21 protein-coding genes and 5 tRNA genes are annotated in these 25012 nt (G+C 70.1%); 15 read left to right on the plus strand and 11 right to left on the minus strand.

From position 1 onward, the window contains the following. The first annotated feature begins 174 nt into the window (after positions 1 to 174). On the plus strand, positions 175 to 297 hold the full coding sequence (locus tag AB0C66_RS05035) for a hypothetical protein (RefSeq protein WP_362432909.1): 123 nt from the start codon (positions 175 to 177) through the stop codon (positions 295 to 297). Here AB0C66_RS05035 and AB0C66_RS05040 read toward each other — a convergent pair. Next, on the minus strand, positions 291 to 1874 hold the full coding sequence (locus AB0C66_RS05040) for a metallophosphoesterase family protein (RefSeq protein WP_362432912.1): 1584 nt from the start codon (positions 1872 to 1874) through the stop codon (positions 291 to 293). The two genes, AB0C66_RS05035 and AB0C66_RS05040, sit on opposite strands and share 7 nt — an antisense overlap. Before the next feature lie 137 nt (positions 1875 to 2011). On the opposite strand from AB0C66_RS05040, the gene AB0C66_RS05045 reads away from it, so the two are divergent. From AB0C66_RS05045 to cimA, 3 genes are all read left to right on the plus strand, one after another. Next, positions 2012 to 3055: a 3-isopropylmalate dehydrogenase gene (locus AB0C66_RS05045; protein ID WP_362432914.1), complete on the plus strand. Its 1044-nt coding sequence runs from the start codon at positions 2012 to 2014 to the stop codon at positions 3053 to 3055. 207 nt (positions 3056 to 3262) lie between these two features. Continuing rightward, entirely contained in the window at positions 3263 to 4348 is a 1086-nt protein-coding gene (locus AB0C66_RS05050) for a branched-chain amino acid aminotransferase (protein ID WP_362432916.1), read from the plus strand. A 300-nt stretch (positions 4349 to 4648) separates the two neighbouring features. Next, complete coding sequence (gene cimA / locus AB0C66_RS05055) at positions 4649 to 6247, plus strand: citramalate synthase (protein ID WP_362432919.1); 1599 nt, start codon at positions 4649 to 4651, stop codon at positions 6245 to 6247. A 95-nt stretch (positions 6248 to 6342) separates the two neighbouring features. Here cimA and AB0C66_RS05060 read toward each other — a convergent pair whose 3' ends face one another. Beyond that, positions 6343 to 6972 (minus strand): YceI family protein, encoded by a 630-nt coding sequence (locus tag AB0C66_RS05060; protein ID WP_362432921.1) that lies wholly within the window; start codon positions 6970 to 6972, stop codon positions 6343 to 6345. Positions 6973 to 7290: 318 nt separating this feature from the next. Between AB0C66_RS05060 and AB0C66_RS05065 the strand changes: the two genes are divergently transcribed. Both AB0C66_RS05065 and AB0C66_RS05070 read left to right on the plus strand, forming a co-directional pair. Beyond that, positions 7291 to 8874, plus strand: a complete 1584-nt coding sequence (locus AB0C66_RS05065; protein WP_362432923.1) for an acyl-CoA carboxylase subunit beta — start codon at positions 7291 to 7293, stop codon at positions 8872 to 8874. Between the two features lie 41 nt (positions 8875 to 8915). Continuing rightward, positions 8916 to 9158 carry an acyl-CoA carboxylase subunit epsilon gene (locus tag AB0C66_RS05070; protein ID WP_362432926.1) on the plus strand — a complete coding sequence of 81 codons (243 nt, stop codon included), beginning with the start codon at positions 8916 to 8918 and terminating at the stop codon, positions 9156 to 9158. A 94-nt stretch (positions 9159 to 9252) separates the two neighbouring features. Here AB0C66_RS05070 and AB0C66_RS05075 read toward each other — a convergent pair whose 3' ends face one another. The 8 genes from AB0C66_RS05075 to AB0C66_RS05110 form a co-directional block, all read right to left on the minus strand. Further along, entirely contained in the window at positions 9253 to 9831 is a 579-nt protein-coding gene (locus AB0C66_RS05075; RefSeq protein WP_078510301.1) for an ATP/GTP-binding protein, read from the minus strand. Next, positions 9812 to 10471, minus strand: coding sequence for a DUF742 domain-containing protein (locus tag AB0C66_RS05080; protein WP_362432928.1), 660 nt, complete (start codon positions 10469 to 10471; stop codon positions 9812 to 9814). Before AB0C66_RS05080 ends, AB0C66_RS05075 begins: the two co-directional genes overlap by 20 nt. A gap of 82 nt (positions 10472 to 10553) precedes the next feature. Further along, on the minus strand, positions 10554 to 10967 hold the full coding sequence (locus AB0C66_RS05085; protein ID WP_009714795.1) for a roadblock/LC7 domain-containing protein: 414 nt from the start codon (positions 10965 to 10967) through the stop codon (positions 10554 to 10556). 10 nt (positions 10968 to 10977) lie between these two features. Next, a complete protein-coding gene (locus tag AB0C66_RS05090) occupies positions 10978 to 13989 on the minus strand; it encodes a nitrate- and nitrite sensing domain-containing protein (RefSeq protein WP_362432930.1) in 3012 nt (1003 codons plus the stop codon). 346 nt (positions 13990 to 14335) lie between these two features. Further along, entirely contained in the window at positions 14336 to 14920 is a 585-nt protein-coding gene (locus tag AB0C66_RS05095; protein ID WP_362432933.1) for an ATP/GTP-binding protein, read from the minus strand. Then, positions 14901 to 15311, minus strand: a complete 411-nt coding sequence (locus AB0C66_RS05100; protein ID WP_362432935.1) for a DUF742 domain-containing protein — start codon at positions 15309 to 15311, stop codon at positions 14901 to 14903. The genes AB0C66_RS05095 and AB0C66_RS05100 overlap by 20 nt, the downstream gene beginning before the upstream one ends. A gap of 106 nt (positions 15312 to 15417) precedes the next feature. Next, the gene (locus AB0C66_RS05105; protein ID WP_009714795.1) at positions 15418 to 15831 is read right to left on the minus strand and encodes a roadblock/LC7 domain-containing protein; all 414 of its coding nucleotides are present in this window, start codon (positions 15829 to 15831) and stop codon (positions 15418 to 15420) included. Between the two features lie 9 nt (positions 15832 to 15840). Next, positions 15841 to 19815 (minus strand): nitrate- and nitrite sensing domain-containing protein, encoded by a 3975-nt coding sequence (locus AB0C66_RS05110; protein ID WP_362432938.1) that lies wholly within the window; start codon positions 19813 to 19815, stop codon positions 15841 to 15843. Positions 19816 to 20402: 587 nt separating this feature from the next. Here AB0C66_RS05110 and AB0C66_RS05115 point away from each other — a divergent pair. The 8 genes from AB0C66_RS05115 to AB0C66_RS05150 all read left to right on the plus strand — a co-directional run bounded on the left by AB0C66_RS05115 (position 20403) and on the right by AB0C66_RS05150 (position 23694). After that, positions 20403 to 20582, plus strand: a complete 180-nt coding sequence (locus tag AB0C66_RS05115; RefSeq protein ID WP_362433393.1) for a hypothetical protein — start codon at positions 20403 to 20405, stop codon at positions 20580 to 20582. Positions 20583 to 20743: 161 nt separating this feature from the next. Next, entirely contained in the window at positions 20744 to 21535 is a 792-nt protein-coding gene (locus AB0C66_RS05120; RefSeq protein WP_362432940.1) for a fumarylacetoacetate hydrolase family protein, read from the plus strand. Beyond that, positions 21528 to 23015 carry a glutamate--tRNA ligase gene (gene gltX, locus AB0C66_RS05125; protein ID WP_362432942.1) on the plus strand — a complete coding sequence of 496 codons (1488 nt, stop codon included), beginning with the start codon at positions 21528 to 21530 and terminating at the stop codon, positions 23013 to 23015. The genes AB0C66_RS05120 and gltX overlap by 8 nt, the downstream gene beginning before the upstream one ends. A 198-nt stretch (positions 23016 to 23213) precedes the next feature. Next, positions 23214 to 23285 (plus strand) — tRNA-Gln (locus AB0C66_RS05130). A 50-nt stretch (positions 23286 to 23335) separates the two neighbouring features. Beyond that, positions 23336 to 23408 (plus strand) — tRNA-Glu (locus tag AB0C66_RS05135). Positions 23409 to 23439: 31 nt separating this feature from the next. Further along, positions 23440 to 23512 (plus strand) — tRNA-Glu (locus AB0C66_RS05140). Between the two features lie 13 nt (positions 23513 to 23525). After that, a tRNA-Gln gene (locus AB0C66_RS05145) sits at positions 23526 to 23597 on the plus strand. Positions 23598 to 23621: 24 nt separating this feature from the next. Continuing rightward, positions 23622 to 23694: transfer RNA gene (locus tag AB0C66_RS05150), tRNA-Glu, on the plus strand. Positions 23695 to 23770: 76 nt separating this feature from the next. Here AB0C66_RS05150 and AB0C66_RS05155 read toward each other — a convergent pair. After that, positions 23771 to 24409 carry a MerR family transcriptional regulator gene (locus AB0C66_RS05155; protein WP_362432944.1) on the minus strand — a complete coding sequence of 213 codons (639 nt, stop codon included), beginning with the start codon at positions 24407 to 24409 and terminating at the stop codon, positions 23771 to 23773. Between the two features lie 92 nt (positions 24410 to 24501). On the opposite strand from AB0C66_RS05155, the gene AB0C66_RS05160 reads away from it, so the two are divergent. Beyond that, complete coding sequence (locus AB0C66_RS05160) at positions 24502 to 24993, plus strand: DUF4188 domain-containing protein (protein WP_362432946.1); 492 nt, start codon at positions 24502 to 24504, stop codon at positions 24991 to 24993. Positions 24994 to 25012 lie beyond the last annotated feature (19 nt).

A 25012-nucleotide genomic window follows, 5' to 3' on the forward strand; every position in this document is an offset into this window, starting at 1 on the left:
CTGTCGTACTTTTGTGGAGACCGAACGTCTCGCTCCATCGAGCGACGGCGGCCGTGGCCGGTGCATTTCCGCAGGTGACCCCTGCCGCGCCCAGGCCCCCGCCCCCTTCCGGTTGCCACCCTCTCGGGGATTCCCCCCGGTTCCTTTCCGGGGTTGAGCCAAGGAGACGTGATCATGGCCGAGACGACCATTCGCAGGGTCCGCCGCAAGACCGAGAACACCGACCGCCAGAAGGCGGCCGCCGCGCTCCAGCGCGCGCTCGACCGCCGGGACAACGGCGGCTCCACCGGTCACTGACGCCGGGAGCGCGTGATCGTGAAGTGATCCACGCGCTCACCGGACTCCGCCAGTGCCTTGACCTTCAGCTTCGGGTCGGCGCCGGGCTCCACCTCCACCGCGAGGAAGGAGAAGCCGGTGTAGCGGACCCGGGACCAGTCCACGGTGTCGCGGTTCTTCTCCCCGTCCTTCGTCCAGTGGTAGGTCTTCACCTCGTCGAGGTCCTCGACCTTCCCTTCGTAACTGTCGGGTACGGGGAAGGAGTAGAGATCCGCGCCCGCCCCGCCCGCCGTCACATAGACGATCCCGTCGCGCGCCGCGTCGGCGTGGCCGCCGACCGGGACCTCGCGGGCCACCTTCCCGCCCCGGATGGCGTCGGTGCGCTCGTAGACATGGTTATGGCCGTTGATCACCAGGTCCACCTGGTGCCGGTCGAACAGCGGCACCCACGCGTCGCGTACGCCCCCGTCCGAGGCGTGGGAGCTGGTCGTGGAGTAGGCGCAGTGGTGGAAGAAGACCACCACGAAGTCGATGTCCGCCCGCGCCCGCAGCTCCGCCAGCCGCCGGTCCAGCCAGCGGGTCTGCTCCCCGCCGCTCCAGCCCGTGTTGGCGGTCATCTCGTAGCTGACGTCATTGGCGTCCAGCGCGACCACGCCCACGTTCCCGTAGACGAACCAGTAGACACCGGGCGAGGTGCGCGGCGCGGGTCCGTTCCCCGGAAGTGACCAGCGGGCCAGCTGACCGCCGTAGCCGTCGGGGGAGTACCACGCCTCCATGTCGTGGTTCCCGGTGGTCACCATCCAGGGCACGGTGGCCGCCACCGCGTCGGTCTGGGCGAGGAAGGAGTCCCAGACCCGCGCGTCGTACAGGTCGGACTTCTTCCCGTGGCCGGTGGTGTCCGCGTAGCACAGATCGCCCGCGTGCAGATGGAACGACGGGTTCTGGCCCAGGATCACCCGGTCGTTGGCGAGCGCGTGATAGCTCACGCCCTGGTCGCCGAAGGCGGTGAAGACGAACGGCACCGGGCGCTCGGGCGCGGTGCGGAAGGTGCCCAGCGAGGAGACGCGCCGGGGGTCGGCCGGGTCCCAGCCCTCATGGCCCACGCCGTAGTAGTAGGTGACGTCGGGGCTCAGCCCGTCCACCGCGGCGTGCAGGTAGTACTGGTCCACCGCGGGGAGGTCGTCGCCGAGCGCCGGGGTGTGCAGCGGACGCACCTCGGCCTCGACCTTCCGGGTCAGCTGCCCGGGCCCCGGGCCGATCCGCAGATAGGGCCTCCGCACCGCCAGCGGCACCTGCCAGGAGATCCGCATCTGGGTCCTGGGGTCGGCGCCGAACGCCAGATGGCGGCCGAACGGTGCCACCAGCGCGCCGTCCACCGTGGCCCGGCGCGGAACCGGGGCCGCCGCGGGGGACGGCCGGGCGCCGGTGGCACAGGCCGAGCCGCCCAGCAGCCCCGCGCTGGCGGCCGCGCCCGCCGTGGCCGCGCCCGCGCGCAGCACCTTCCGGCGGGAGAGCTTCGCCCGCAGATACTCATGCTGCTCGGCGAGGCTCATCCGGCGTGCGAGTGCCTCGGGGATGCCGAACCGTGGAGTGTCCATGTCCCGGAATCTCCCCCGGGCGGTCAACCACCCGCCGTACAGGGGGTGAACGGCGGCTTACCGGTTGACGGGGCGACGGGCTGTCCGAATGGCGGACAGTCCATGTCAACCTCTGGGACGAGGAGTAGGGTCCCGGTATGTCTCGCTCCCTTCGCCTCGCAGTGATCCCCGGTGACGGTATCGGCCAGGAGGTCGTGGCCCAGGGCCTCAAGGTCCTCGCCGCCGCGCTTCCGCAGGACGTGAAGCTGGAGACCCGGAACTACGACCTCAGCGCCCGGCGCTGGCACGCCACCGGCGAGACCCTGCCGGACGCCGACCTGGAGTCGCTGAAGGACCATGACGCGATCCTGCTCGGCGCGATCGGCGATCCGTCGGTGCCCTCCGGGGTGCTGGAGCGGGGGCTGCTCCTCAAGCTCCGCTTCGCCTTCGACCACTACGTCAACCTGCGTCCTTCGAAGCTCTTCCCGAACACGCCGACCCCGCTGGCCGGCCGCCCCGACATCGACTTCGTGGTCGTCCGCGAGGGCACCGAGGGCCCGTACGTCGGCAACGGCGGCTCGCTGCGCACCGGCACCCCCGCCGAGGTGGCCACCGAGGTCAGCCTGAACACGGCGTACGGCGTGGAGCGGGTGGTACGCGACGCGTACGAGCGCGCCGACGCCCGTCCGCGCAAGAAGCTGACCCTGGTGCACAAGAACAACGTCCTGGTGCACGCCGGTCACCTCTGGAAGAACATCTTCGACCGGGTGGGCCAGGAGTACCCCGAGGTCACCACCGACTACCTGCATGTCGACGCCGCGACGATCTTCTTTGTCACCCAGCCCGAGCGGTTCGACGTGATCGTCACCGACAACCTCTTCGGCGACATCCTGACCGACCTCGCCGCCGCCGTCACCGGTGGTATCGGGCTCGCCGCGAGCGGGAACATCAACCCCTCCGGCACCTTCCCCTCGATGTTCGAGCCGGTCCACGGCTCGGCGCCGGACATCGCGGGCACCGGCAAGGCCGACCCGACGGCGACCGTGCTGTCGGTGGCGCTGCTGCTGTCGCATCTCGGCCACACCGAGGAGGCGGCCCGGATCGAGACCGCGGTGGCGGGGGACCTCGCCGAGCGGGACGCCGGGACCCCCCGCACCACCGACGAGATCGGCGACGCGCTCGCCGCCCGGGTATCCGGCTGACCCGGCCGGTGCCCCCGCGCGGCCGGCTGCGACCATCGAACCTGGGCCGCGCGCAACCCGCACACCTCTTCCCGCGGCCCCACCTAGGCGATAATCCTGGTGGGGCCGCTGTGCGAAGCGAAACTCGGACGTCCTCGTACCGGATCATCACGGTCAGGACGGTGTGAGCGCGGTCCGTGACAACCGAACGGTGAAGGACTACCACTCATGACGACGCCCACGATCGAGCTCAAGCCCTCGTCCCACCCGCTCTCCGACGCCGAGCGGGAGCGGATCCTGGCCAGCCCCGGGTTCGGCCGCCACTTCACCGATCACATGGTGACCATCAAGTGGACGGAGGGCCGCGGCTGGCACGACGCCCAGCTCGTGCCGTACGCCGCGCTGCCGCTCGACCCGGCGAATATGACGCTGCACTACGCGCAGACCATCTTCGAGGGGCTCAAGGCGTACCGGCAGCCCGACGGCACGGTGGCCACCTTCCGCCCCGAGCAGAACGCCGAGCGCTTCCAGGCGTCCGCCCGCCGGATGGCCATGCCCGAACTGCCCGTGGAGACCTTCATCGCGGCCTGTGACGCGCTGGTCACCCAGGACCGGGCGTGGGTGCCCGGCACCGGTGAGGAGTCGCTCTACCTGCGGCCGTTCATGTTCGCCACCGAGGTCGGGCTCGGCGTCCGGCCCGCCAACGAGTATCTGTTCGTGGTCATCGCCTCCCCGGCCGGGGCGTACTTCCCCGGCGGGGTGAAGCCGGTCTCGGTGTGGCTCTCGGAGGAGTACGTCCGCGCCGCCCCCGGCGGCACCGGTGCGGCCAAGGCGGGCGGCAACTACGCCGCCTCGCTGGTCGCCCAGGCGCAGGCCGCCGACCAGGACTGTGACCAGGTGGTCTGGCTGGACGCCATCGAGCGCCGCTGGATCGAGGAGATGGGCGGGATGAACCTGTACTTCGTGTACGGGGACCGCATCGTCACCCCCGAGCTGTCCGGTTCGCTGCTGCCCGGGATCACCCGCGCCTCGCTGCTGCGGATCGCCGCCGACCTCGGCCATGAGGTCACCGAGGGCCGGATCTCGGTGGACGACTGGCGCGAGGGGAACGCGGACGGCTCCCTCACCGAGGTCTTCGCCTGCGGCACCGCGGCCGTCATCACCCCGGTCGGCTCGGTGAAGTCCGCCCGCGGCAGCTGGACGGTGGGCGACGGGGAGCCCGGTGAGGTCACCATGAAGCTGCGCCGGGCGCTGCTGGACATCCAGACCGGCGCCGCCCCGGACACCCATGGCTGGATGCACCGCCTGGGCTGACGCCCGCGTTCGCATACTGAGACGGCAGGGAGCCCGGGGGCGGAATGTGCCAGACTGCCCCCGTGCTCTCGTTCGCCATGATTATTGGCAGCAGGCGCGCCGGTCCGCAGTGACCGCCCCGTACGACCCGGTACGGCGCGGACACCGTGCCCCAGACCCGCGCGCAGACCTCTCGCACCCGCGAGGGGTCTTTTCGTTTTCCGGACCATCCCACCGGATGCGGAGCGTGAGGGATCATAGGAGGGCGCGGAACCGGTTATTCCGGTAGACCGAGATCCATCCGACAGGAGCCCGACCACCATGAAGGATCTGCCCGACGACGGTTTCCATGTCTTCGACACCACACTGCGCGACGGCGCGCAGCGCGAGGGCATCAATCTGACGGTCGCGGACAAGCTCACCATCGCCCGTCACCTCGACGACTTCGGCGTGGGCTTCATCGAGGGCGGCTGGCCCGGAGCCAACCCGCGCGACACGGAGTTCTTCGCCCGGGCCCGCGAGGAGATCGACTTCAAGCACGCCCTGCTCGTGGCCTTCGGCGCGACCCGTAAGGCGGGGGTGAGCGCCGAGAAGGACCCGCAGGTGAAGGCGCTCCTCGACTCGGGCGCACCGGTGATCACGCTGGTCGCCAAGTCCCATGACCGCCATGTGGAGCTGGCCCTGCGCACCTCGCTCGAGGAGAACCTCGAGATGATCCGGGACACCGTCGCCTATCTGCGCTCCCAGGGCCGCCGGGTCTTCCTGGACTGCGAGCACTTCTTCGACGGCTACCGCGCCAACGCCGGCTACGCCAAGCAGGTCGTGGCCACCGCCCACCAGGCGGGCGCCGAGGTGGTCGTGTTGTGCGACACCAACGGCGGGATGCTCCCCGGCCAGATCGACGCGGTGGTCCGCACCGTCCTCGCCGACACCGGGGCACGCCTGGGCATCCACACCCAGGACGACACCGGCTGCGCCGTGGCCAACACCCTCGCCGCCGTGGACGCGGGCGCCACCCACGTCCAGTGCACCGCCAACGGCTACGGCGAGCGGGTCGGCAACGCCAACCTCTTCCCGGTCGTCGCGGCGCTGGAGCTGAAGTACGGCCGCGCGGTGCTGCCCCCCGGCGCACTGGCGGAGATGACCCGGATCTCGCACGCCATCGCCGAGGTCGTCAATCTGACGCCCTCCACCCACCAGCCCTATGTGGGTGTTTCCGCCTTCGCCCACAAGGCCGGGCTGCATGCCTCGGCCATCAAGATCGACCCGGACCTGTACCAGCACATCGACCCCGAGCGGGTCGGCAACACCATGCGGATGCTGGTCTCGGACATGGCGGGCCGCGCCTCGATCGAGCTCAAGGGCAAGGAGCTGGGCATCGACCTGGGCGATGACCGTGCGCTGGTCGGCCGGGTCGTCGAGCGGGTCAAGGAACGGGAGCTCGCGGGCTACACCTACGAGGCCGCCGACGCCTCCTTCGAACTCCTGCTGCGCGCGGAGGCCGAGGGCCGGGCCCGCCGCTTCTTCCGGGTGGAGTCCTGGCGGGCGATCGTCGAGGACCGCCCGGACGGCACCCACGCCAACGAGGCCACCGTGAAGCTCTGGGCCAAGGGGGAGCGGATCGTCACCACGGCGGAGGGGAACGGTCCGGTCCATGCCCTGGACCGTGCGCTGCGGGTGGGGCTGGAGCGGATCTACCCGCAACTGGCCGCGCTGGAGCTGGTGGACTACAAGGTCCGCATCCTGGAGGGCAAGCACGGTACGCAGTCCACGACCCGGGTGCTGGTCTCCACCACCGACGGCAAGGGGGAGTGGTCGACGGTCGGCGTCGGGGAGAACGTGATCGCCGCGTCCTGGCAGGCCCTGGACGACGCCTACGCCTACGGACTGCTGCGGGCCGGGGTGGAACCGCGGGAGTAGAGATGGCCACGGCCCCGGCATCGCCCTTGGGGGCATGGCTCTGCCGGGGCCGCGGGACCGATGCCCACGCGTTCGCGCGCGTGGGGAGGCTCGGATCAGCCCTGCGCGGTGTTCTTGATCGCGGAGATGTCGAAGGTCAGCCGGACCTTGTCGCTGACCATCACCCCGCCGGTCTCCAGCGCGGCGTTCCAGGTCAGCCCCCACTCGGAGCGCAGGATCTCGGTACCGCCCTCGAAGCCGACCCGCTCGTTGCCGTACACGTCGGTGGCCGAACCGTTGAACTCCAGGTCGATGGAGAGCGGCCGGGTCACGTCCTTGATGGTCAGATCGCCGGTGATCCGGTAGCGGTCGCCGTCGAGCCGCTCCGCCGCGGTGCTGCGGAAGGTCATGAGGGGGAAGGTCTCGGCGTCGAAGAAGTCGGCGCTGCGCAGATGGGCGTCGCGGTCCTTGATGCCGGTGTCGACGCTCTCGACGGTGAGGTCGATGGAGGCGGTCGAACGGGACGGGTCGCTGCCGTCGAGGCTCAGGGTGCCGCGGTGGTCGGAGAAGGTCCCGCGGACGTTGGTGATCATGGCGTGCCGCACCGTGAAGCCGATGGCGCTGTGGGCGGGGTCGATCGTGTAGTCACCGGTCAGCGCGGCGAGCGCCGGGTCCGGTGCGATCACGGAGCCGGCGGCCGCGGCGCCGGGGTTCGTGCTGGTGGTGTGGCGACGGAACAGAGCCATGGCTCCTCCTTCGGGTCGGCGTGGTTGAACGTTGAACAACCTCGGATGTCGCCGAGCGTAGACCTATCCAGTTCAACTTTCAACATCTCTCCATGATCGGTTCTCGGGCGGACGCCGACCATCCGGGTGGTCAAGCTCGTACGGTCACCGTGCGGGGGTCCGAAGTTTGTGGAGGACCCACAGCGGCGAATGTGGTGCGGCGCACCAGGTGCCGCGAAATCTGCTGTCCAGTTCTGTTCCGCCTGCCCACCAAAACGCCGCCGACGTTGTATGGAATTGACATGCGCTTCCGGGGGTCCGGGAACGTACCGTCGATGCATGACCAATCTCGAAGGTGCGCCCGCTGAGGCGAGTGACGTTCGCGGGCGCGTCGCCGAGCTGCACGCGATCCGCGAGCAGTCTCGGCGCGGCCCGAGCGAGCGGGCGACCGAGGCCCAGAAGGCCAAGGGGAAGCTGACGGCTCGCGAGCGGATCGATCTGCTGCTGGACGAGGGGTCCTTCAACGAGGTGGAGCCGCTGCGGCGGCACCGCGCGACCGGCTTCGGGCTGGAAGCGAAGAGGCCCTACACCGACGGGGTCGTCACTGGCTGGGGGACCGTCCACGGCCGGACGGTGTTCGTCTACGCACACGACTTCCGGATCTTCGGCGGGGCACTGGGGGAAGCCCACGCGACCAAGATCCACAAAATCATGGACATGGCCATCTCGGCCGGGGCCCCGCTGGTGTCCCTCAACGACGGTGCCGGAGCCCGGATCCAGGAGGGCGTCTCCGCCCTCGCCGGTTACGGCGGCATCTTCCAGCGCAACACCCGGGCGTCCGGGGTGATTCCGCAGATCAGTGTGATGCTCGGGCCGTGCGCGGGCGGGGCCGCGTACTCCCCGGCCCTGACCGACTTCGTGTTCATGGTCCGGGAGACCTCGCAGATGTTCATCACCGGGCCCGATGTGGTCCAGGCGGTGACCGGCGAGAAGGTCTCGCAGAACGGACTGGGCGGCGCCGATGTGCACGCCGAGACCTCCGGGGTGTGCCACTTCGCCTACGACGACGAGGAGACGTGCCTGGAGGAGGTGCGCTACCTGCTGTCGCTGCTGCCGCAGAACAACCGGGAGAACCCGCCGGTCGCCGAGTCCGACGACCCGGCCTCCCGGCGCGGTGAGGCGCTGCTCGACCTCGTCCCGGCCGACGGCAACCGCCCCTACGACATGCGCAAGGTCATCGAGGAGATCGTCGACGACGGCGACTACCTCGAGGTCCACGAGCGCTGGGCGACCAACATCATCTGTGCCCTGACCCGCCTGGACGGCGCGGTGGTCGGCATCATCGCCAACCAGCCGCAGTCGCTGGCCGGAGTGCTGGACATCGAGGCGTCGGAGAAGTCCGCGCGCTTCATCCAGATGTGCGACGCCTTCAACATCCCGCTGATCACGCTGCTCGACGTACCCGGCTTCCTGCCCGGGGTGGACCAGGAGCACGGCGGGATCATCCGGCACGGCGCCAAGATGCTCTACGCGTACTGCAATGCCACCGTTCCGCGTATCTCGGTCATCCTGCGCAAGGCGTACGGCGGTGCCTACATCGTCATGGACTCCCAGTCCATCGGTGCGGACCTGACCTACGCCTGGCCCACCAACGAGATCGCGGTGATGGGCGCGGAGGGCGCGGCCAACGTGATCTTCCGCCGTCAGATCGCCGACTCCGACGACCCCGAGGCCATGCGCGCACGCATGGTCAAGGAGTACAAGTCCGAGCTGATGCACCCGTACTACGCGGCCGAGCGGGGCCTGGTCGACGACGTCATCGACCCGGCCGACACCCGTGAGGTCCTGATCCGGTCCCTGGCGATGCTGCGCGACAAGCACGCCGACCTGCCGTCCCGTAAGCACGGCAACCCGCCGCAGTGACCGCGGCATCGCGACAGAGGGAACTGAGGGAGAAACCCACCATGAGTACGTCTTCGGACTCCGCCGATACCGCCGCCGCGGCGGCCACGCTCGTCCGCGTCGAGAAGGGCCACGCGGACGCCGAGGAGCTCGCCGCGGTCACCGCGGTCCTCCTCGCCCGGGCCGCCGCCACCGCCGGCCACCACCGCGCCGGTGGCTCGGTCCGCCCGCGCCGCAGCGCCGCGCGCTGGCGTCGCCTGGAGCGCCAGTCGGCCTTCCGCGCCCCGCACAGCTGGCAGGGCTGAGCCCCCGCGCCACCGCGGAGGACGCACACACACGACATCCCCTGCTCTCCTCGGAGAGCAGGGGATTTCTCGTGTCGCGGAACCGCCGGGACCGCTAGCGCAGCCGGGCCATCAGCGCGTGCTCGACCAGGGTGATCAGCGCGCTCTTGGCCTCGCTGCGGTGGCGGGCGTCGGTGATGATGATCGGCGCGTCGGGGCCGATCTGGAGCGCCTCGCGCACCTCCTCCGGGCTGTACGGCTGGTGGCCGTCGAAGCCGTTGAGGGCGATGACGAAGGGCAGGCCGGAGTTCTCGAAGTAGTCCACGGCCGGGAAGCAGTCCGCCAGGCGGCGGGTGTCCACCAGCACGACGGCGCCGATGGCGCCGCGGACCAGGTCGTCCCACATGAACCAGAAGCGGTCCTGACCAGGCGTGCCGAACAGGTACAGGATCAGGTCCTGGTCGAGCGTGATACGCCCGAAGTCCATCGCCACCGTGGTGGTGGTCTTGTCCGGCGCGTGCGTCAGGTCGTCGATCCCCGCCGACGCCGACGTCATCACGGCTTCGGTGCGCAGCGGGTTGATCTCCGAGACCGCGCCGACGAACGTGGTCTTGCCCACGCCGAAGCCGCCCGCCACCACGATCTTCGCGGAGGTGGTGGAGCGGGCTGCACCGCTAGAGCTTGCGAAGTCCACTGAGCACCCTTTCGAGCAATGTCACGTCAGGCTGTCCGCCGGCGGTCTCGTCGCCGCCGGGCTGATGAATGGCGACGAGTCCGGCCTCGGCCAGGTCGGCGACAAGGATCCGGGCGACGCCCAGGGGGATGGTGAGCAGTGCGGAGATCTCGGCGACCGACTTGATCTCACGGCACAGATGGCAGATCCGCTGGTGCTCGGGCAGCTGGCCCTGGAGCTGGGCGGGTTCGGCCGTGGTGCTGACCAGCGCCTCGATGGCGAGCTGGTATCGGGGCCGGGTCCGGCCCCCGGTCATGGCGTACGGCCGCACCAGGGGGTTGTGGGTGCCGCCGGTGGGGGAGGGCTCCGGGGCGGGGCGCGCGGGCGGCTGTACGGGCTGGATACGCGGCGCGGGCGGCGGATCGTACCGCGGCCCCTCCGGCCTGCCGGGCGGCGCGTAGGAGGGCGGGTACGGCTGTTGACGGCCCTGCTCCGGGTGGCGCTGCGGCGGCAGCGGCCGCTGGTACCGGTCGTCCGGCCCCTGGGAGTGGGCCTGGCTGCTGGGCGCGGAGGGGAAGTTGAAGCGCTTCAGCGGGGCTTCTCCGCGCGGCTCGGACGGCTGCCCAGGGCCGTACGGATATCCGCTAGGGGGCGTTGCCACGTGTCCTCCTCCAACTCGCCTGTCTTGCCATGCGCGCCACCGCACCTTATGGCGCGGTGGCGCGGAACGCACTCCATGTTTGCTAGTTGAGAAGACTGCCTTGCAGTTCGGCGCGGAGGTCCGGGGTGAGGACGTTGCCCGCGCGGTCGACCAGCAGGGCCATCTCGTAGCCGACGAGGCCGATGTCGCATTCGGGGTGGGCGAGGACCGCGAGGGACGATCCGTCGGAGATGGACATGATGAAGAGGAAGCCTCGTTCCATTTCGACGACGGTCTGGTTGACCGCGCCGCCTTCGAAGATGCGGGAGGCTCCGGCGGTGAGCGAGGTCAGGCCGGAGGCGACCGCCGCCAGTTGGTCGGCTCGGTCACGGGGGAAGCCTTCGGACATCGCCAGAAGGAGTCCGTCGGCGGAGACCACCACCGTGTGGGACACCCCGGGGGTGTTGTCCACGAAGTTGGTGATCAACCAGTTCAGGTTCTGCGCCGCCTGGCTCATCGGGCTCACACTAACGCTCCTGATCGTAGGTGCTGCCGGGGCCGTAGCCCTGTTGGTCATGCTGGTCACGCCCGGGGATCCCGGATCCCGCGCTGCGTCCCCGCTGGACACCGCGCCGCAGATTGCTCAGCCTGCCGCGGACGTCCTCCGGGGCCCGGGAGACCTGGGGGCCGCCCTGCCCGGACTGCTCGGCGGTGCCCTCGACCAGATTGGCCTTGGGTATCCGCCGGGGCAGACCGGAGGACGTGACCCCGCCGGCCTTCGGCTCGCGGAGCTGCTCGGCCCGGTGCCAGCGCTGGTCGTTCTCCGACTGCCACTGTTCCCGGCCGGTGTTCTCCTGCTGGGCGGGCTGAGGGGATCCGTCCGGCGCCGTGGGCGCCGCCGGCTCCCCGGTCACCCCCCGTGCCCCAGTGTCCTCGGACGGCTGCCACTGCTTGCCACGACGCGGAAGTCCGGAGTCGGTCAGGGAGCGGCTGTCGTTCGAGGAGGTGCCCGGACGGTGGAACTCTACGCGTTCCCCGGAGACTTCGGGAGCGCTGGGTCCGGATTCCGTTTGGGTCCCGAACTGCGATGCGTAGGGCATCTCGAATGATCCGGAATCGCCCCACTCTCCCTGCTGGGAAGGTGAGTTGTACCCGACGAAAGGCTGCTGCCCGGTCTCCGTCTGAGGGCGGTAGTGCGATTCCGGTTCAGCGTAGGAGGGGGTTTCGTAGGACGGCTGGACCGGCTGTGCGGGGCCCGGGTCGTGCCGGGGCTCCTGCGGCGCGGCCATCCCGCTGTACTGGCCCTGGTACGGGTCCTGGGCGTACGGGGAGTCGTCGAAGCCCAGCTCGGCGGCGGTCCGCTGGGGGACGGCCGGCCGGTCCTGGTAGGAGCTCTCCTGCTCGGGGACGATCCGGGAGACCGTGAAGTCGTCCGGGGGCAGCTCCTCGCCGCCACCGCCGTGGGTGATCCCCTCCGGCAGCATCACCAGTGAGGTGGTCCCCGCCTGCTCCCCGGAGGGGCGCAGCTGGACGCGGATGCCGTGCCGGTCGGCCAGGCGGCCGACCACGAACAGCCCCATGCGCTGGGACACCGCGGCGTCCACCGTCGGCGGGTTGGCCAGCTTGTGGTTGATGTCGGCGAAGTCCTCGGGGGTGAGCCCGATCCCCTTGTCGTGGATCTCCACCACCACACGGCCGTCGGGCAGCCGGGTCGCGGTGACCCGCACCTTGGTGTGCGGGGAGGAGAAGGTGGTGGCGTTCTCCAGCAGCTCGGCCAGCAGATGCACCAGGTCGGTCACGGTCGTGCCATGGATCTCGCTCTCCGAGATCCCCGCCAGCTCGATCCGTTCGTAGGATTCCACTTCCGAGGAGGCGGCGCGCAGGACGTCGATCAGCGGCACCGGCTGGTTCCACCGCCGGCCCGGCTCCTCGCCCGCGAGAATCAGCAGGTTCTCGCCGTTGCGCCGCATACGGGTCGCCAGGTGGTCCAGCCGGAAGAGGTGCTCCAGCTGGTCCGGATCGGCCTCCCGGCTCTCCAGTTCGGAGATCAGGGTGAGCTGCCGCTCGATCAGGCCCTGGTTGCGACTGGAAAGGTTCGTAAAGATTGCGTTGACGTTGCCCCGAAGCATCGCCTGCTCGGCCGCGAGCCGGATCGCCTCGCGGTGCACCTGGTCGAAGGCGCGGGCCACCTCGCCCATCTCGTCCCGGCTGTTGAGCGGGATCGGGGTGACGCGGGTGTCCACCCGTCCCGGATCGTTCCGGGAGAGCTGGTCGACGAGCATGGGCAGCCGCTGCTCGGCGACGTCGAAGGCGGCGTTGCGCAGCTGCTGCATGCTCCGGCTCATCGAACGGGCCATCCGCGCGGCCACCACGAACGCGGCGAGCAGTGCGAGCACCACGATCACGGAGTTCACGATCGCATCGCGCTTTGCATCCGAAGAGATTTGCGCGGCCTCGTTCACGGCCTTGTCGATCAGAGTCTGCTCGACCTCGCGGTAGGCGTTGAACTTGGCCGTGGAGGCGTTGAACCAGGCGTCCGGGGTGATGCCCCGGGCCTTGAGCTCCTGCGGTGAGGCTCCACTGCTGATGGCGGTGAGCATCCGCTTCATGGAAGGCGGCGCGGTGAACTTCTGACCGGCGGACTCGGCCTTCCGCTTGGCTTCGGCGAGCTGTGCCTTGGCACTCTTCTCGGCCGCGGCCATGGTGTCCTCGAGCTTCGAGACGTCCTCGGGCATACCCGCGGAGGTGAACTCCCCGAGCGCGATGCCCTCCAGATAGGCGTACGAGCCGAAGGCGGTGAGCTGGACCTTGCGCTCGGCCGCGGACGGACCGGGCTTGACCAGCAGATGGGTGCCGATGGAGCGCTGGAGGGACTCGGCGCCCTTGGCCAGGGAGACCGCGTAGACGGTACGGCCGTAGGAGGTGATGTTTCCGGTGCCCAGACCCAGCTCATTGGCGAACTCGGTCAGCGCGTGCTGGACCGCGACATAGCCCTCTTCGGTCTCCACCCCGTTGAGCCGGTTGGTGTAGGCGTTCCGGCGCAACGTCGTGAGCTGGGGTTCCGCCGACCTGAACGCCGCGAGGCGCCGCTTGAGGGTCGCCGTCTGCGGTACGTCCTCGGCGGCCTTGTTGAATTCCTCGCGCGCCTGGTCGGTGGCGGAACGCGCCTCCCGCACCACATCGGCGTTGGTGTCGCTGAGCAGCGGACCGGCGGTGCGGTCGCGCTCGTCGATCATCGCGTGGCTGTATGCCTCGGCGGCGCGGACGAGCCGCGCGGTGCGCTCGGCGTCCTGCGCCTCGCTCCAGGTCTTGACCGACGAGGTGACCTGGAATCCACCGAAGACCAGGGCGACCAGCACCGGAATGAGCAGAATCGCGTAGAGCCGAGTGCGTACCCGCCAGTTCCGCGGGGAGAGACGGCCGCCGCTGTCGGCGGGCGGATCCGGCGCATCGGCAGGCGACGCCGCTGTGCGCGTACGCGGCGGCGGGGTGAAGTTCCCTCGCGCCTCATGCACGGGGTCCGGCTTGCTTCGCCTCACTCGACCAACAACCTCTCGGCGTCGGCACCTGATGTCGTGCCGTTCCAGCTGAGCCCTTACTGCCCAGTTCAGCGAATTCCAGCACGCCGCGCAGGTGCTTACCAAACACTGCGCAAAACGGTCAGCCCGTTGTCTAGACCAGAGATAAAACGGGCGTTAAGGGTGAGGTGTGTCAAATACCGAACCAATTGAGTGCGGTACGGAGCGGAGCGAACGCACTCTGTGGCGGCAGAGGGTTTTTCGTCTGTCGAAACGTTATGAACGGGAGAGCGGGCCGTGTCGTCCGACACGGCCCGCTCCGACATCCGCTCAGAAGGACTTCCGGAGAACTTCCGGAGGCCGGTTCCTACTTCAGCCGGGCCATCAGCGCGTGCTCGACCAGGGTGATCAGCGCGCTCTTGGCCTCGCTGCGGTGGCGGGCGTCGGTGATGATGATCGGGGTGTCCGGCCCGATCTGGAGCGCCTCGCGCACCTCTTCGGGGTTGTACGGCTGGTGGCCGTCGAAGCCGTTGAGGGCGATGACGAAGGGCAGGCCGGAGTTCTCGAAGTAGTCCACGGCCGGGAAGCAGTCGGCCAGGCGGCGGGTGTCCACCAGTACGACGGCGCCGATGGCGCCGCGGACCAGGTCGTCCCACATGAACCAGAAGCGGTCCTGACCGGGCGTGCCGAACAGATAAAGGATCAGATCGTCGTCGAGCGTGATGCGCCCGAAGTCCATCGCCACGGTCGTCGTGGTCTTGTCCTGCACATGGCTCAGGTCATCGATCCCCGCCGAGGCCGATGTCATCACGGCTTCGGTGCGCAGCGGGTTGATCTCCGAGACCGCGCCGACGAACGTGGTCTTGCCCACGCCGAAGCCGCCCGCCACCACGATCTTCGCCGAGGTGGTCGCCCGGGCGGGCGGCGCACCGCTAGAGCTTGCGAAGTCCACTGAGCACCCTTTCGAGCAGTGTCACGTCCGGGGTACCGCCCGCTTCCGAACCGCCGCCGGGCTGGTGGATCGCCACCATGCCGGCCTCCGCCAGGTCGGCCACCAGAATCCGCGCCACCCCGAGCGGTATGTTCAGCAGCGCCGAGACCTCCGCGACCGACTTGACCTCCCGGCACAGATGGCAGATGCGCTGATGCTCGGGGAGCAGTCCCGCCAGATGCGCTGGGTCGGCCGTCGTGCTGACCAGCGCCTCGATGGCGAGCTGGTACCGCGGCCGGGTCCGGCCTCCGGTCATGGCGTACGGGCGCACCAATGGCTGGTCGCCTTCACCCCCGTACGGCGAATGGTGGTGGCCGCCGTACGGGCCGGGCGAGGCAGGGGGCGGGGTCATCGAGTCCTCCGGTCGGACAACAAAGTGACGGTTCGTCCCGTCGGTCGGTGCCGGTGGGGGGCCGCCCGGCGGTGCCGGGCGGGGCGGGCGGCGGATGGTCGGTGGGTCAGTTCAACAGGCTGCCTTGCAGTTCGGCGCGGAGGTCCGGGGTGAGGACGTTGCCCGCGCGGTCGACCAGCAGGGCCATCTCGTAGCCGACGAGGCCGATGTCGCATTCGGGGTGGGCGAGGACCGCGAGGGACGATCCGTCGGAGATGGACATGATGAAGAGGAAGCCTCGTTCCATTTCGACGACGGTCTGGTTGACCGCGCCGCCTTCGAAGATGCGGGAGGCTCCGGCGGTGAGCGAGGTCAGGCCGGAGGCGACCGCCGCCAGTTGGTCGGCTCGGTCACGGGGGAAGCCTTCGGACATCGCCAGAAGGAGTCCGTCGGCGGAGACCACCACCGTGTGGGACACCCCGGGGGTGTTGTCCACGAAGTTGGTGATCAACCAGTTCAGATTCTGCGCCGCCTGGCTCATCGGGCTCAACTAACGCTCCTGCTGGTAAGTCGGGCCTACGCCGCGATCGTGATTGCCGTCGAAACCGGTTCCGGCCCGACGGCCCTGCTGGATCCCCCGGCGGAGGTTGGTCAGCCTCCCGCGTACATCATCGGGCGCGCGAGACACCTGCGGTCCACTCTGGTCGGGCTGGGCCGACTGTGCGGCACCTTCCACGAGATTGGCGCGGGGGACCCGTCGTGGCAAGCCGGACGACGTCACCCCGCCCGCGGCGGGTTCACGGATCTGCTCGGCACGGCGCCAGCGCTCGTCGTTGGCCGAGGTACTCCAGGAACCGGTGCCGTTCAGACCACCGGGACCGGCGGCGTTCGCGCCGTTGGTGCCGTGCAGTCCGGCGAAGTCGCCGGTGCCCCGGGACGCCGGCTGCGGCTCGCGGCGAGGGGCGGCGGGAACGGCCGGAGCGGGCTGCCCGGATACGGGCTGCTCCGGCGTGACGGGCGCGGCCGGTCGCTCGGGGCGGCTCGGCTGGGCGGGGCGGGGCGGCTGCGCGGGCTGCGAAGGCGCCGAGGGGAATCGGGAGTCCTCACCGGAGGGGGCGGTGGGCTCGGCCTGCTCGCGGAACCAGTTCGACTCGATGGTGTCGAAGATCGGCGTACGGCCGTCCCCGGGACCGGCGGGCGGAAGTGCCTCCTCCCGCTCGGTGGTGCCGCGCCCGTCCCGCGGGAGCGGGAACTCCCCGGTGTCGCCGGGGCCCATGGCGTTGACGTCCGGGCGTGCGTACTCACCCGTGTTGCCGGGGCCCTGGCCGAGGTCGGGGCGTGCGTACTCGCCGGTGCTGCCCGGACCCTGGCCGAGCTCCGGGCGTGCGTACTCACCCGTGCTGCCGGGGCCTTGGCCGAGGTCGGGGCGTGCGTACTCGCCGGTGCTGCCCGGACCCTGACCCAGCTCCGGTCGTGCGAACTGGCCGGTGTCGCCCGGTCCCTGGCTGAAGTCGGGGCGCTCGAACTGGGCGGTGTCGCCCGGTCCGCGGGCGCCCGGGGCGTCCGGACGGCCCGGCATCGCGAACTCACCGGTGTCGCCGGGACCGCGGCGCGGCTCGAACATGCTGGGGCCGTCGCCCTGGTCGGGCCGCGGGAACTCACCGGTGTCACCCGGACCGCGGTTGCCGAACGGATCACGCCGCCCCGACGGGGCGCCGCCATGGTCCGGCCGGGCGAACTGGCCGGTGGAATCGGCCTCTTCATGGCCGCGCGGGGCGTCGCCCGCGTCACGCGGAGCGCTCGGCCAGTCGTCGCCCGCCGCGGCGCGGCGCGCGCCCCAGCTGGTGCCGGGCTGGGTGGGAGCGGGCAGCTCCGGCGCGCGGTCACGGGAGGGGAGCTGCGGACGGGCGCCCTGGTCACCGGAGTCGGCTCGGGCCGGAGCGCCGGTGGGCGGGGCGACGGTCGGGCCGTCACCGCGCTGCGGAAGCGGCGGGCGGCCGGAGTTGGCACCCGGACCGCCGGGGCCGCCGGAGCCGCCCCGTCCGCCGGGACCGCCCGGACCACCGGGGCCCGCGGGACCGTTGCCGCGGGGGCCCGGAGGCCGTCCGCTGTCGAAGAGGCTGCCGCCGGACGGGGCGCTGCTCTGCGGGCCCGCCCCGGCGCCGACCGGCCGGGTCGGCAGTCCGCTGCTGGTGGTGCCGGCGCCGCCGGGGCCGTTCGCACCGCCGGAGCCGGGCAGCGCGGCGCGTGAGCCCGCACCGGGCACCTGGCGCCGTGAGGGGGCGGAGCCCAGCAGGCCCGCCGAGCCGTTCCCCGGTCCGCCGTTGCCCGGTCCGCCGGAGCCCGGCCCACCCGGACCGCCGCCGGGGGTCTGGGCGCCCGGCTTGCGGCCGCCCTGGGCGACGTCGACGGGCAGCATGACCAGCGCCGTCGTACCGCCCGAGTCGGACGGCCGGAGCTGGATGCGGATGCCGTGGCGCAGGGACAGCCGGCCGACCACGAACAGGCCCATGCGGCGGGAGACCGACACATCGACCGTGGGCGGGCTGGCCAGCCGCTCGTTGATCGCGGCCAGGTCCTCGGGCGAGAGCCCGATGCCGGTGTCGTGGATCTCGACCAGCACCCGCCCGTCGGGCAGGGCGTGACCGGTCACCTTGACCTTGGTCTGCGGCGAGGAGAACGAGGTGGCGTTCTCCAGCAGCTCGGCGAGCAGGTGGACGAGGTCGTTGACGACCCGGCCCGCGACCTCGGTCGCCGGGACCGAGCTGAGCTCGATGCGCTCGTACTGCTCCACCTCGGAGGCCGCGGCGCGGAGCACGTCCACCAGCGGGACCGGCCGGGTCCACCGGCGGCCCGGCTCCTCACCCGCGAGGACGAGCAGGTTCTCACCGTTACGCCGCATACGGGTGGCCAGGTGGTCCAGCTTGAACAGCGAGGACAGCTGGTCCGGGTCGGCCTCGCGGCTCTCCAGCTCGGAGATGAGCGAGAGCTGGCGCTGGATGAGGCCCTGGCTCCGGCGCGACAGGTTGGTGAACATCGCGTTGACGTTGCCCCGCAGCAGCGCCTGCTCGGCGGCGAGGCGGACCGCCTCGCGGTGCACGTCGTCGAAGGCGGTGGCCACCTTGCCGATCTCGTCCCGGCTGTGCACACCCACGGACTCCACCGAGGTGTCCACGTCCTGCGGGTCGGACTCGGAGAGCTGCTTGACCAGTTCGGGCAGCCGCTTCTGGGCGACTTCCTGCGCGGTGTCCTGGAGACGGCGCAGCGAGCGGACCATGGAGCGGGCGACGACGAAGGCGCCGACGAGGGAGACGCCGAGGACGAGCAGGATCAGCGCGCCGTTGATGATCGCGACCTGCTGGGCGTCCTGACGGAGCTCACGAGCCTTCTGCTGCATCTCGCTGAGCAGCGTCGCCTCGATCTTGCCCATCTCTTCGATCTTGATGCTGTCCTGGTCGTACCAGTCCAGATCGGTGCGCTTCTCCGCCTTCAGACCGTCCGGGTCGCGGACCGCGCGGTCCGCGTACATGGTCGCCGCCTTGATGTCCGGGCGGCTGTCCAGCGGCTCGAGGAGGTCCTCGGAGTTGCCCTGGCGGATCTGCTTGAAGCGGCCGAGGGCCTCGTTCTCCTTGTCCACCGCGGTCTTGGCGAAGCGGCGGTCGTTGGCGGAGAACTCGGCGCCGTCCGGGTCGGCGAGCGCGGCGCTGATCAGCGCGCGCTGGATGGAGGCGTACTCCTTCGCGGAGGAGAAGGTGGCCAGCGCGCGGGTGTTGTTGATCATCGCGCGGTTGCTGGTGGCCTGCGCCATGTCCTGGGACAGCGACAGCAGCGAGTTGATCAGCTCGTTGTAGTTCTGGACCGTCAGCGAGTAGTACTGGCTGTTGTCGTACGCCGTGTCACGGATCTCATTGATCTTGCCGAGCTGACGACTGATGTCGACGAGCGTGGACTGCACACCGGCCATCGACTGCTCACCGGGGTCGATGTCGTCGGTGGCGGTGCGGAACGCCGAGATGGCGCGGTCGGTGTCCTCACGCGTGGAGACGACCCGGTCGTCCTTGGCGTTGCCCTTGCCCGCCAGCGGCCCCGCCGACTTGTCGCGCTCCTCCTGGAGGGCGCTCGCCAACTGGGTGGCCTGCTGCGTCATCTCGGTGAGCAGCTTCATCTGGTCCAGCTGCTCGATGTTGTCGAGCGAGTCCTGGATCCGCAGGGCGCCCAGGGTGGTCGCGGCGACCACGGGGAGCGCGAGCAGGGAGACCAGCCTGGTGCTGATGCGCCAGTTGCGAAGGGCCAGACGGTTGCCGGGCCCGCTGGGGCTCTTGGGTTTGGGCTGCTCGGCGGGGTCGCCACCACCGGGCTTGCCGGTCAGCTGGGTGCCCTGTGCGCCGGACTCGGAGCCCTGGTCGGCCGGGGGCCTGCCGGTGCCCTGGGCGCGCTGGGGCATCGAGCCGCGGTCGGTTCCACCACGCGGCTCCGGGTCCGCCGAAGCTTCCCCTCGGCCCTGACGGGCCTGGGGAGTCCCCATACCATCCCTCTTGAAACGTCCCTGCACTAGCGTCGCAACCTCTGGACCAGGCGCTTCACCGAATCACGGTGAGGCGGTGTCGAGTCGTGGGGGACCGCGATCCCCCCTGTCGGTCGTGAGTGACCGGCGCGCTTCCTTTCGTATCGACAAGAGGAACCCCCGCCGCTCGGCGCCTCTCTGCGCCCCGTGCGCGCCGGCTGATTCCCGCGGCGGTCCCGGGAATTCCAGCACAGTGCCGGATGCTGCAACAAGGGCAAGGGGTGAGGCTGTGATGCGCGTGACGCTGTGTGCGGGCTTTATTACCGGACGTAGAAAGTCATGTCGGCGATAACGGACGTTTGCGAACGAGTCGCGTGCACACTTCGCGTGTCCGGCTAGCGATGATCAAGAGCGGAACGTCAGGTTCAGAGTGGCAATGTCCGTTTAGGGCGATTGAATCAACTGTCCTGAATATGGCATTTGCCCGATGATTCGTGAGCAAAATCACATACTGACGCCGACTTTTTCCGCGATTTCGTGGGCAAGGCCGCCTCTAGCCTGACGCTTTACACCGCCCGTCGAAACGACAACAGCGAGGCATGAACCCAGTGAAGACGACGATGATGTTCCGCGCCATAGCCAATCCGCGGCGCACCACCCTGGCGCATCTCGAGGACGCCGAGGAGCTGCGGACCGCGACCGAGGAGCAGCCGGAGCACTCCGTCGACCTGCCGGTCCAGACGGCCAACCCCCGCCGTACGGTGCTGAACGAGGCCCCCGCCCTCTGACGCCCAACCGACACCGGACCGATACCGGACCCGGGACCGCCCGGGCGGCCGGCCGCGGCGGACACCACCGCCCCGGCCGAGGACGCGGCGGCGCGCGGGACGCGGAGCGATAGCCTGGAGCGTCAGTTCCAGCGAGTCCAGTTAAGGGGCAGCAGCTTCCCGTGCGCATCGCCAGGTTCTCCATCGACGGCAACGTCGCCTTCGGAGTGGTCGAGGGTGAGCCGTCCGGCCAGGACGGCCCGGTCATCGACATCATCAAGGGCCATCCCTTCGCCGACTTCGAGCGCTCGGGACAGAAGATCCCGCTGAGCAAGGTCCGGCTGCTGCCGCCCGTGCTGCCGAACAAGGTCGTGGCGATCGGCCGCAACTACCGTGCGCACGCCGCCGAGCTCGGCAGCGAGGTCCCCGATGTCCCGGTCACCTTCTTCAAGCCGTCCACCTCGGTGACCGGTCCCGGTGACCCGGTCGTGTACCCCTCCTTCTCCTCCGAGGTGCACTACGAGGCGGAGCTGGCCGTGGTCATCGGCCGGATGTGCCGCGAGGTCCCGCGGGAGCGCGTCAAGGACGTCATCCTCGGCTACACCTGCGCCAACGACATCACCGCGCGGGATGTGCAGCGCCGTGAGGACCAGTGGGCACGGGCCAAGGGCTTCGACACCTCCTGCCCGCTGGGCCCCTGGGTGGAGACCGATATCGACCTGACGCGCGCCGCGGACCTCGGCATCATGTGCACGGTCAACGGCGAACAGCGTCAGCTGGGCCGTACGAGCGAGATGGTGCGCCCGGTCGAGGATCTGATCGTGCACATCACCGAGGCCATGACGCTCCTCCCGGGCGACGTGGTGCTCACCGGCACTCCGGCGGGCGTGGGCCCGCTCTCCGTCGGCGACGAGGTCGCCGTCACCATCGAAGGCATCGGCACTCTCACCAACAAGGTGATCAAGCGTGGCTAGCGCAAGCTCCTCCGCCCCCGTGCGGGTTCGTTTCTGTCCCTCGCCGACCGGCAACCCGCATGTCGGCCTGGTCCGCACCGCTCTGTTCAACTGGGCGTTCGCCCGCCACCACGGCGGCACCCTGGTCTTCCGCATCGAGGACACCGACGCGGCCCGCGACTCCGAGGAGTCGTACGAACAGCTGCTGGACGCGATGCGCTGGCTGGGCTTCGACTGGGACGAGGGCCCCGAGGTCGGCGGTCCGCACGCGCCCTACCGCCAGTCGCAGCGGATGGACATCTACCGCGAGGTCGCGGACAAGCTGCTGGAGGCCGGACACGCCTACCGCTGCTACTGCACCGCCGCGGAGCTGGAGGAGCGCCGCGAGGCCGCACGCAAGGCCGGACGTCCCTCCGGTTACGACGGCGCCTGCCGCACCCTGACCCCCGAGCAGATCGCGGCGTACGAGGCGGAGGGGCGTTCCTCGATCGTCCGCTTCCGGATGCCCGATGAGCCGATCACCTTCACCGACCTGGTCCGCGGCGAGCTCACCTTCACACCGGAGAACGTGACGGACTACGGCATCGTGCGGGCCAACGGCGCGCCGCTCTACACGCTCGTCAACCCGGTGGACGACGCGCTGATGGAGATCACCCATGTGCTGCGCGGTGAGGATCTGCTGTCCTCCACCCCGCGCCAGATCGCGCTGTACCGCGCACTGGCCGGGATCGGGGTGGGCGGCGGTCTGGTGCCCGCCTTCGGCCACCTCCCGTACGTCATGGGCGAGGGCAACAAGAAGCTCTCCAAGCGCGACCCCGAGTCCTCGCTGAACCTCTACCGGGAGCGCGGCTTCCTGCCCGAGGGGCTGCTCAACTACCTGTCCCTGCTGGGCTGGTCGCTCTCGGCCGACCAGGACGTCTTCTCGATCGACGAGATGGTCGCGGCGTTCGACATCGACGGGGTGAACGCCAACCCGGCCCGCTTCGACCTGAAGAAGGCGGAGGCGATCAACGCCGATCACATCCGCCGGCTGGATGCGAAGGCGTTCATCGAGGCGTGTGCTCCCTGGCTCCAGCCGCCGCACGCGCCCTGGGACCCGGAGCGGTTCGACGCCGCGGCCTTCGAGGCGCTGGCGCCGCTGGCCCAGACCCGGCTGACGGTGCTGTCCGACATCACCGCCAACGTCGACTTCCTCTTCCTCGCCGAGCCGGTGGCCGACGAGGCGTCCTGGACGAAGGCCATGAAGCCGGGCGCGGACGCCCTGCTCACCACCGCCCGGGCCAGGCTGGCAGAGGCGGAGTGGGCGGCCGAGCCGCTCAAGGAGGCGGTCCTCGCCGCCGGTGAGGAGCACGGCCTCAAGCTGGGCAAGGCCCAGGCCCCGGTGCGGGTCGCGGTCACCGGCCGCACGGTCGGGCTGCCGCTGTTCGAGTCGCTGGAGATCCTGGGGCGCGAGCGCACACTCGCCCGGATCGACGCGGCGCTGGCGAAGCTGGCCGCCTAGGTCCTGTCCGGTGGACCACCGGACAGGACCTGGTGCCACGGGGCGCCGGGTGCCCGGCACGCGGCGCCCCCGCACGGCGAATCCGTTTTGGTGGCCCGTCCACCATCGGGTAATGTTCTTCCTGCGCCGGACGGCCGGGCCGAGAGGCCGGACCGGAGGCGCAAGCCAAACAAAACCCCTACGGGGGTGGCGTTTTGGTGGGGTATGGTGTAATTGGCAGCACGAGTGATTCTGGTTCACTTAGTCTAGGTTCGAGTCCTGGTACCCCAGCAAGAGATCTTCTCGGATTCTTCGGGAATCTCTTGACCCAGCAGGACCAAGCCCCCGTTGTGTAGCGGCCTAGCACGCTGCCCTCTCAAGGCAGTAGCGCCGGTTCGAATCCGGTCGGGGGTACGGCTTCCTTCGGAAACGAAGGAGCGCTAGAGCCCCCGTTGTGTAGCGGCCTAGCACGCCGCCCTCTCAAGGCGGTAGCGCCGGTTCGAATCCGGTCGGGGGTACTGGTCTATACCATGGGCTATGGTGTAATTGGCAGCACGAGTGATTCTGGTTCATTTAGTCTAGGTTCGAGTCCTGGTAGCCCAGCGCAGTACAGCTTGTGCTGATCAGGCCCCCGTTGTGTAGCGGCCTAGCACGCCGCCCTCTCAAGGCGGTAGCGCCGGTTCGAATCCGGTCGGGGGTACAGGGACAAGGCCCTCCGCGTGATGCGGAGGGCCTTTCGCCGTTCCGGGTCCGGGGCGGTGCCCCGGGCGCGTCCCTCAGGACGCGAAGCGCCGGTAGGACTCCTCGGTCTCGGCAAGCCGCCGCAGGCTCAGCAACACCGGTTCGTACAGCACGGTCAGTGCGACGACCGCCTCGATCCGCTCCTGCGGGGTGTAGGTCTCCACCAGATCCAGGTCCGCGACGGCCAGTTCGGCCGCGAGCCGGGCGTGCAGCTGCAAGTGGCCGGTCTCATGCGGATATCCGAGGCGGTCCAGGGTCGCGATGGCCGACACCAGCATCCGGTACGCGGGGGAGGCGTCGCCCAGCTCCTGGCAGCGCGTCCACGCCAGCCGCTCCAGCAGCGTGTCCACCTGCTCCCGGGCGAGGGCCGTCGCGGCGTCGTCCGCGTCGGGTTCGGGGCCGTGCGGCAGCGCCCAGACCGCGGCTCCCATCCGGCTGGGCTCGCTGAGTGATGCGTCCTCGGCGGCGTCCAGCACCTGCCGGGCGGTGGACACCGGAACCCGGCCGACCTGGATCAGCGCCCGGACCAGCCGCAGTCGGCGCAGATGCTCCTCGCCGTACTCGGCCTTGGTGGCGGTGATCCGCTCGCCCTGCGGCAGCAGCCCCTCGCGCAGGTAGTACTTGATCGTCGCGGTGGACACCCCGCTGCGCTCGCTGAGCTCCGCCAGTCGCATACCTGTTGCACCTTCCCTTGGAGAGTGGCACTATCTAACTCATAGATAGTGACGCTATCCAATCGTACAAGGCGAGGGACGAGGGGATCACCATGGGTGCCGAGCTGTATGCGGGACGTATGACCGCCGCTGCCGAGGGGGACGTGACCGTCTTCCTGATCGGGATGCGCATCAACCGCTTCCGGGCGCTGGGCAGCTGGCTGCCGGTGTTCAAGGCGATGCCGCGGATGCTGCGCGAGCTCTCGCGGGACAAGGGGAGCGGGATGCTCGGCTATCAGCTGCTGTTCGGCCCGCCGCGGGTGATCTACGTGGTCCAGTACTGGTCGTCGCACGAGAAGCTGCTGGCGTACTCCGTGGCCCAGGACAAGGAGCACCGCCCGGCCTGGGCGGCGTTCAACCGCCGGATGCGGGAGGGCAAGGGCAGGGTCGGCTTCTGGCACGAGACCTATGTGGTCCCGGCCGGGGCCCATGAGTCGGTGTACCTCAACATGCCGGAATTCGGCCTGGGCAAGGCCGCCGGAGTGGTTCCGGTCGGCCGTCGTGGGGACCGCGCGGCCGACCGGCTGTCGCTGAAGGGCGCCTGAGGCGCGCACGCCCCCGCGG

The sequence above is a fragment of the Streptomyces sp. NPDC048636 genome (assembly GCF_040650655.1).
In the GTDB taxonomy this organism is placed as follows: Bacteria; Actinomycetota; Actinomycetes; order Streptomycetales; family Streptomycetaceae; genus Streptomyces.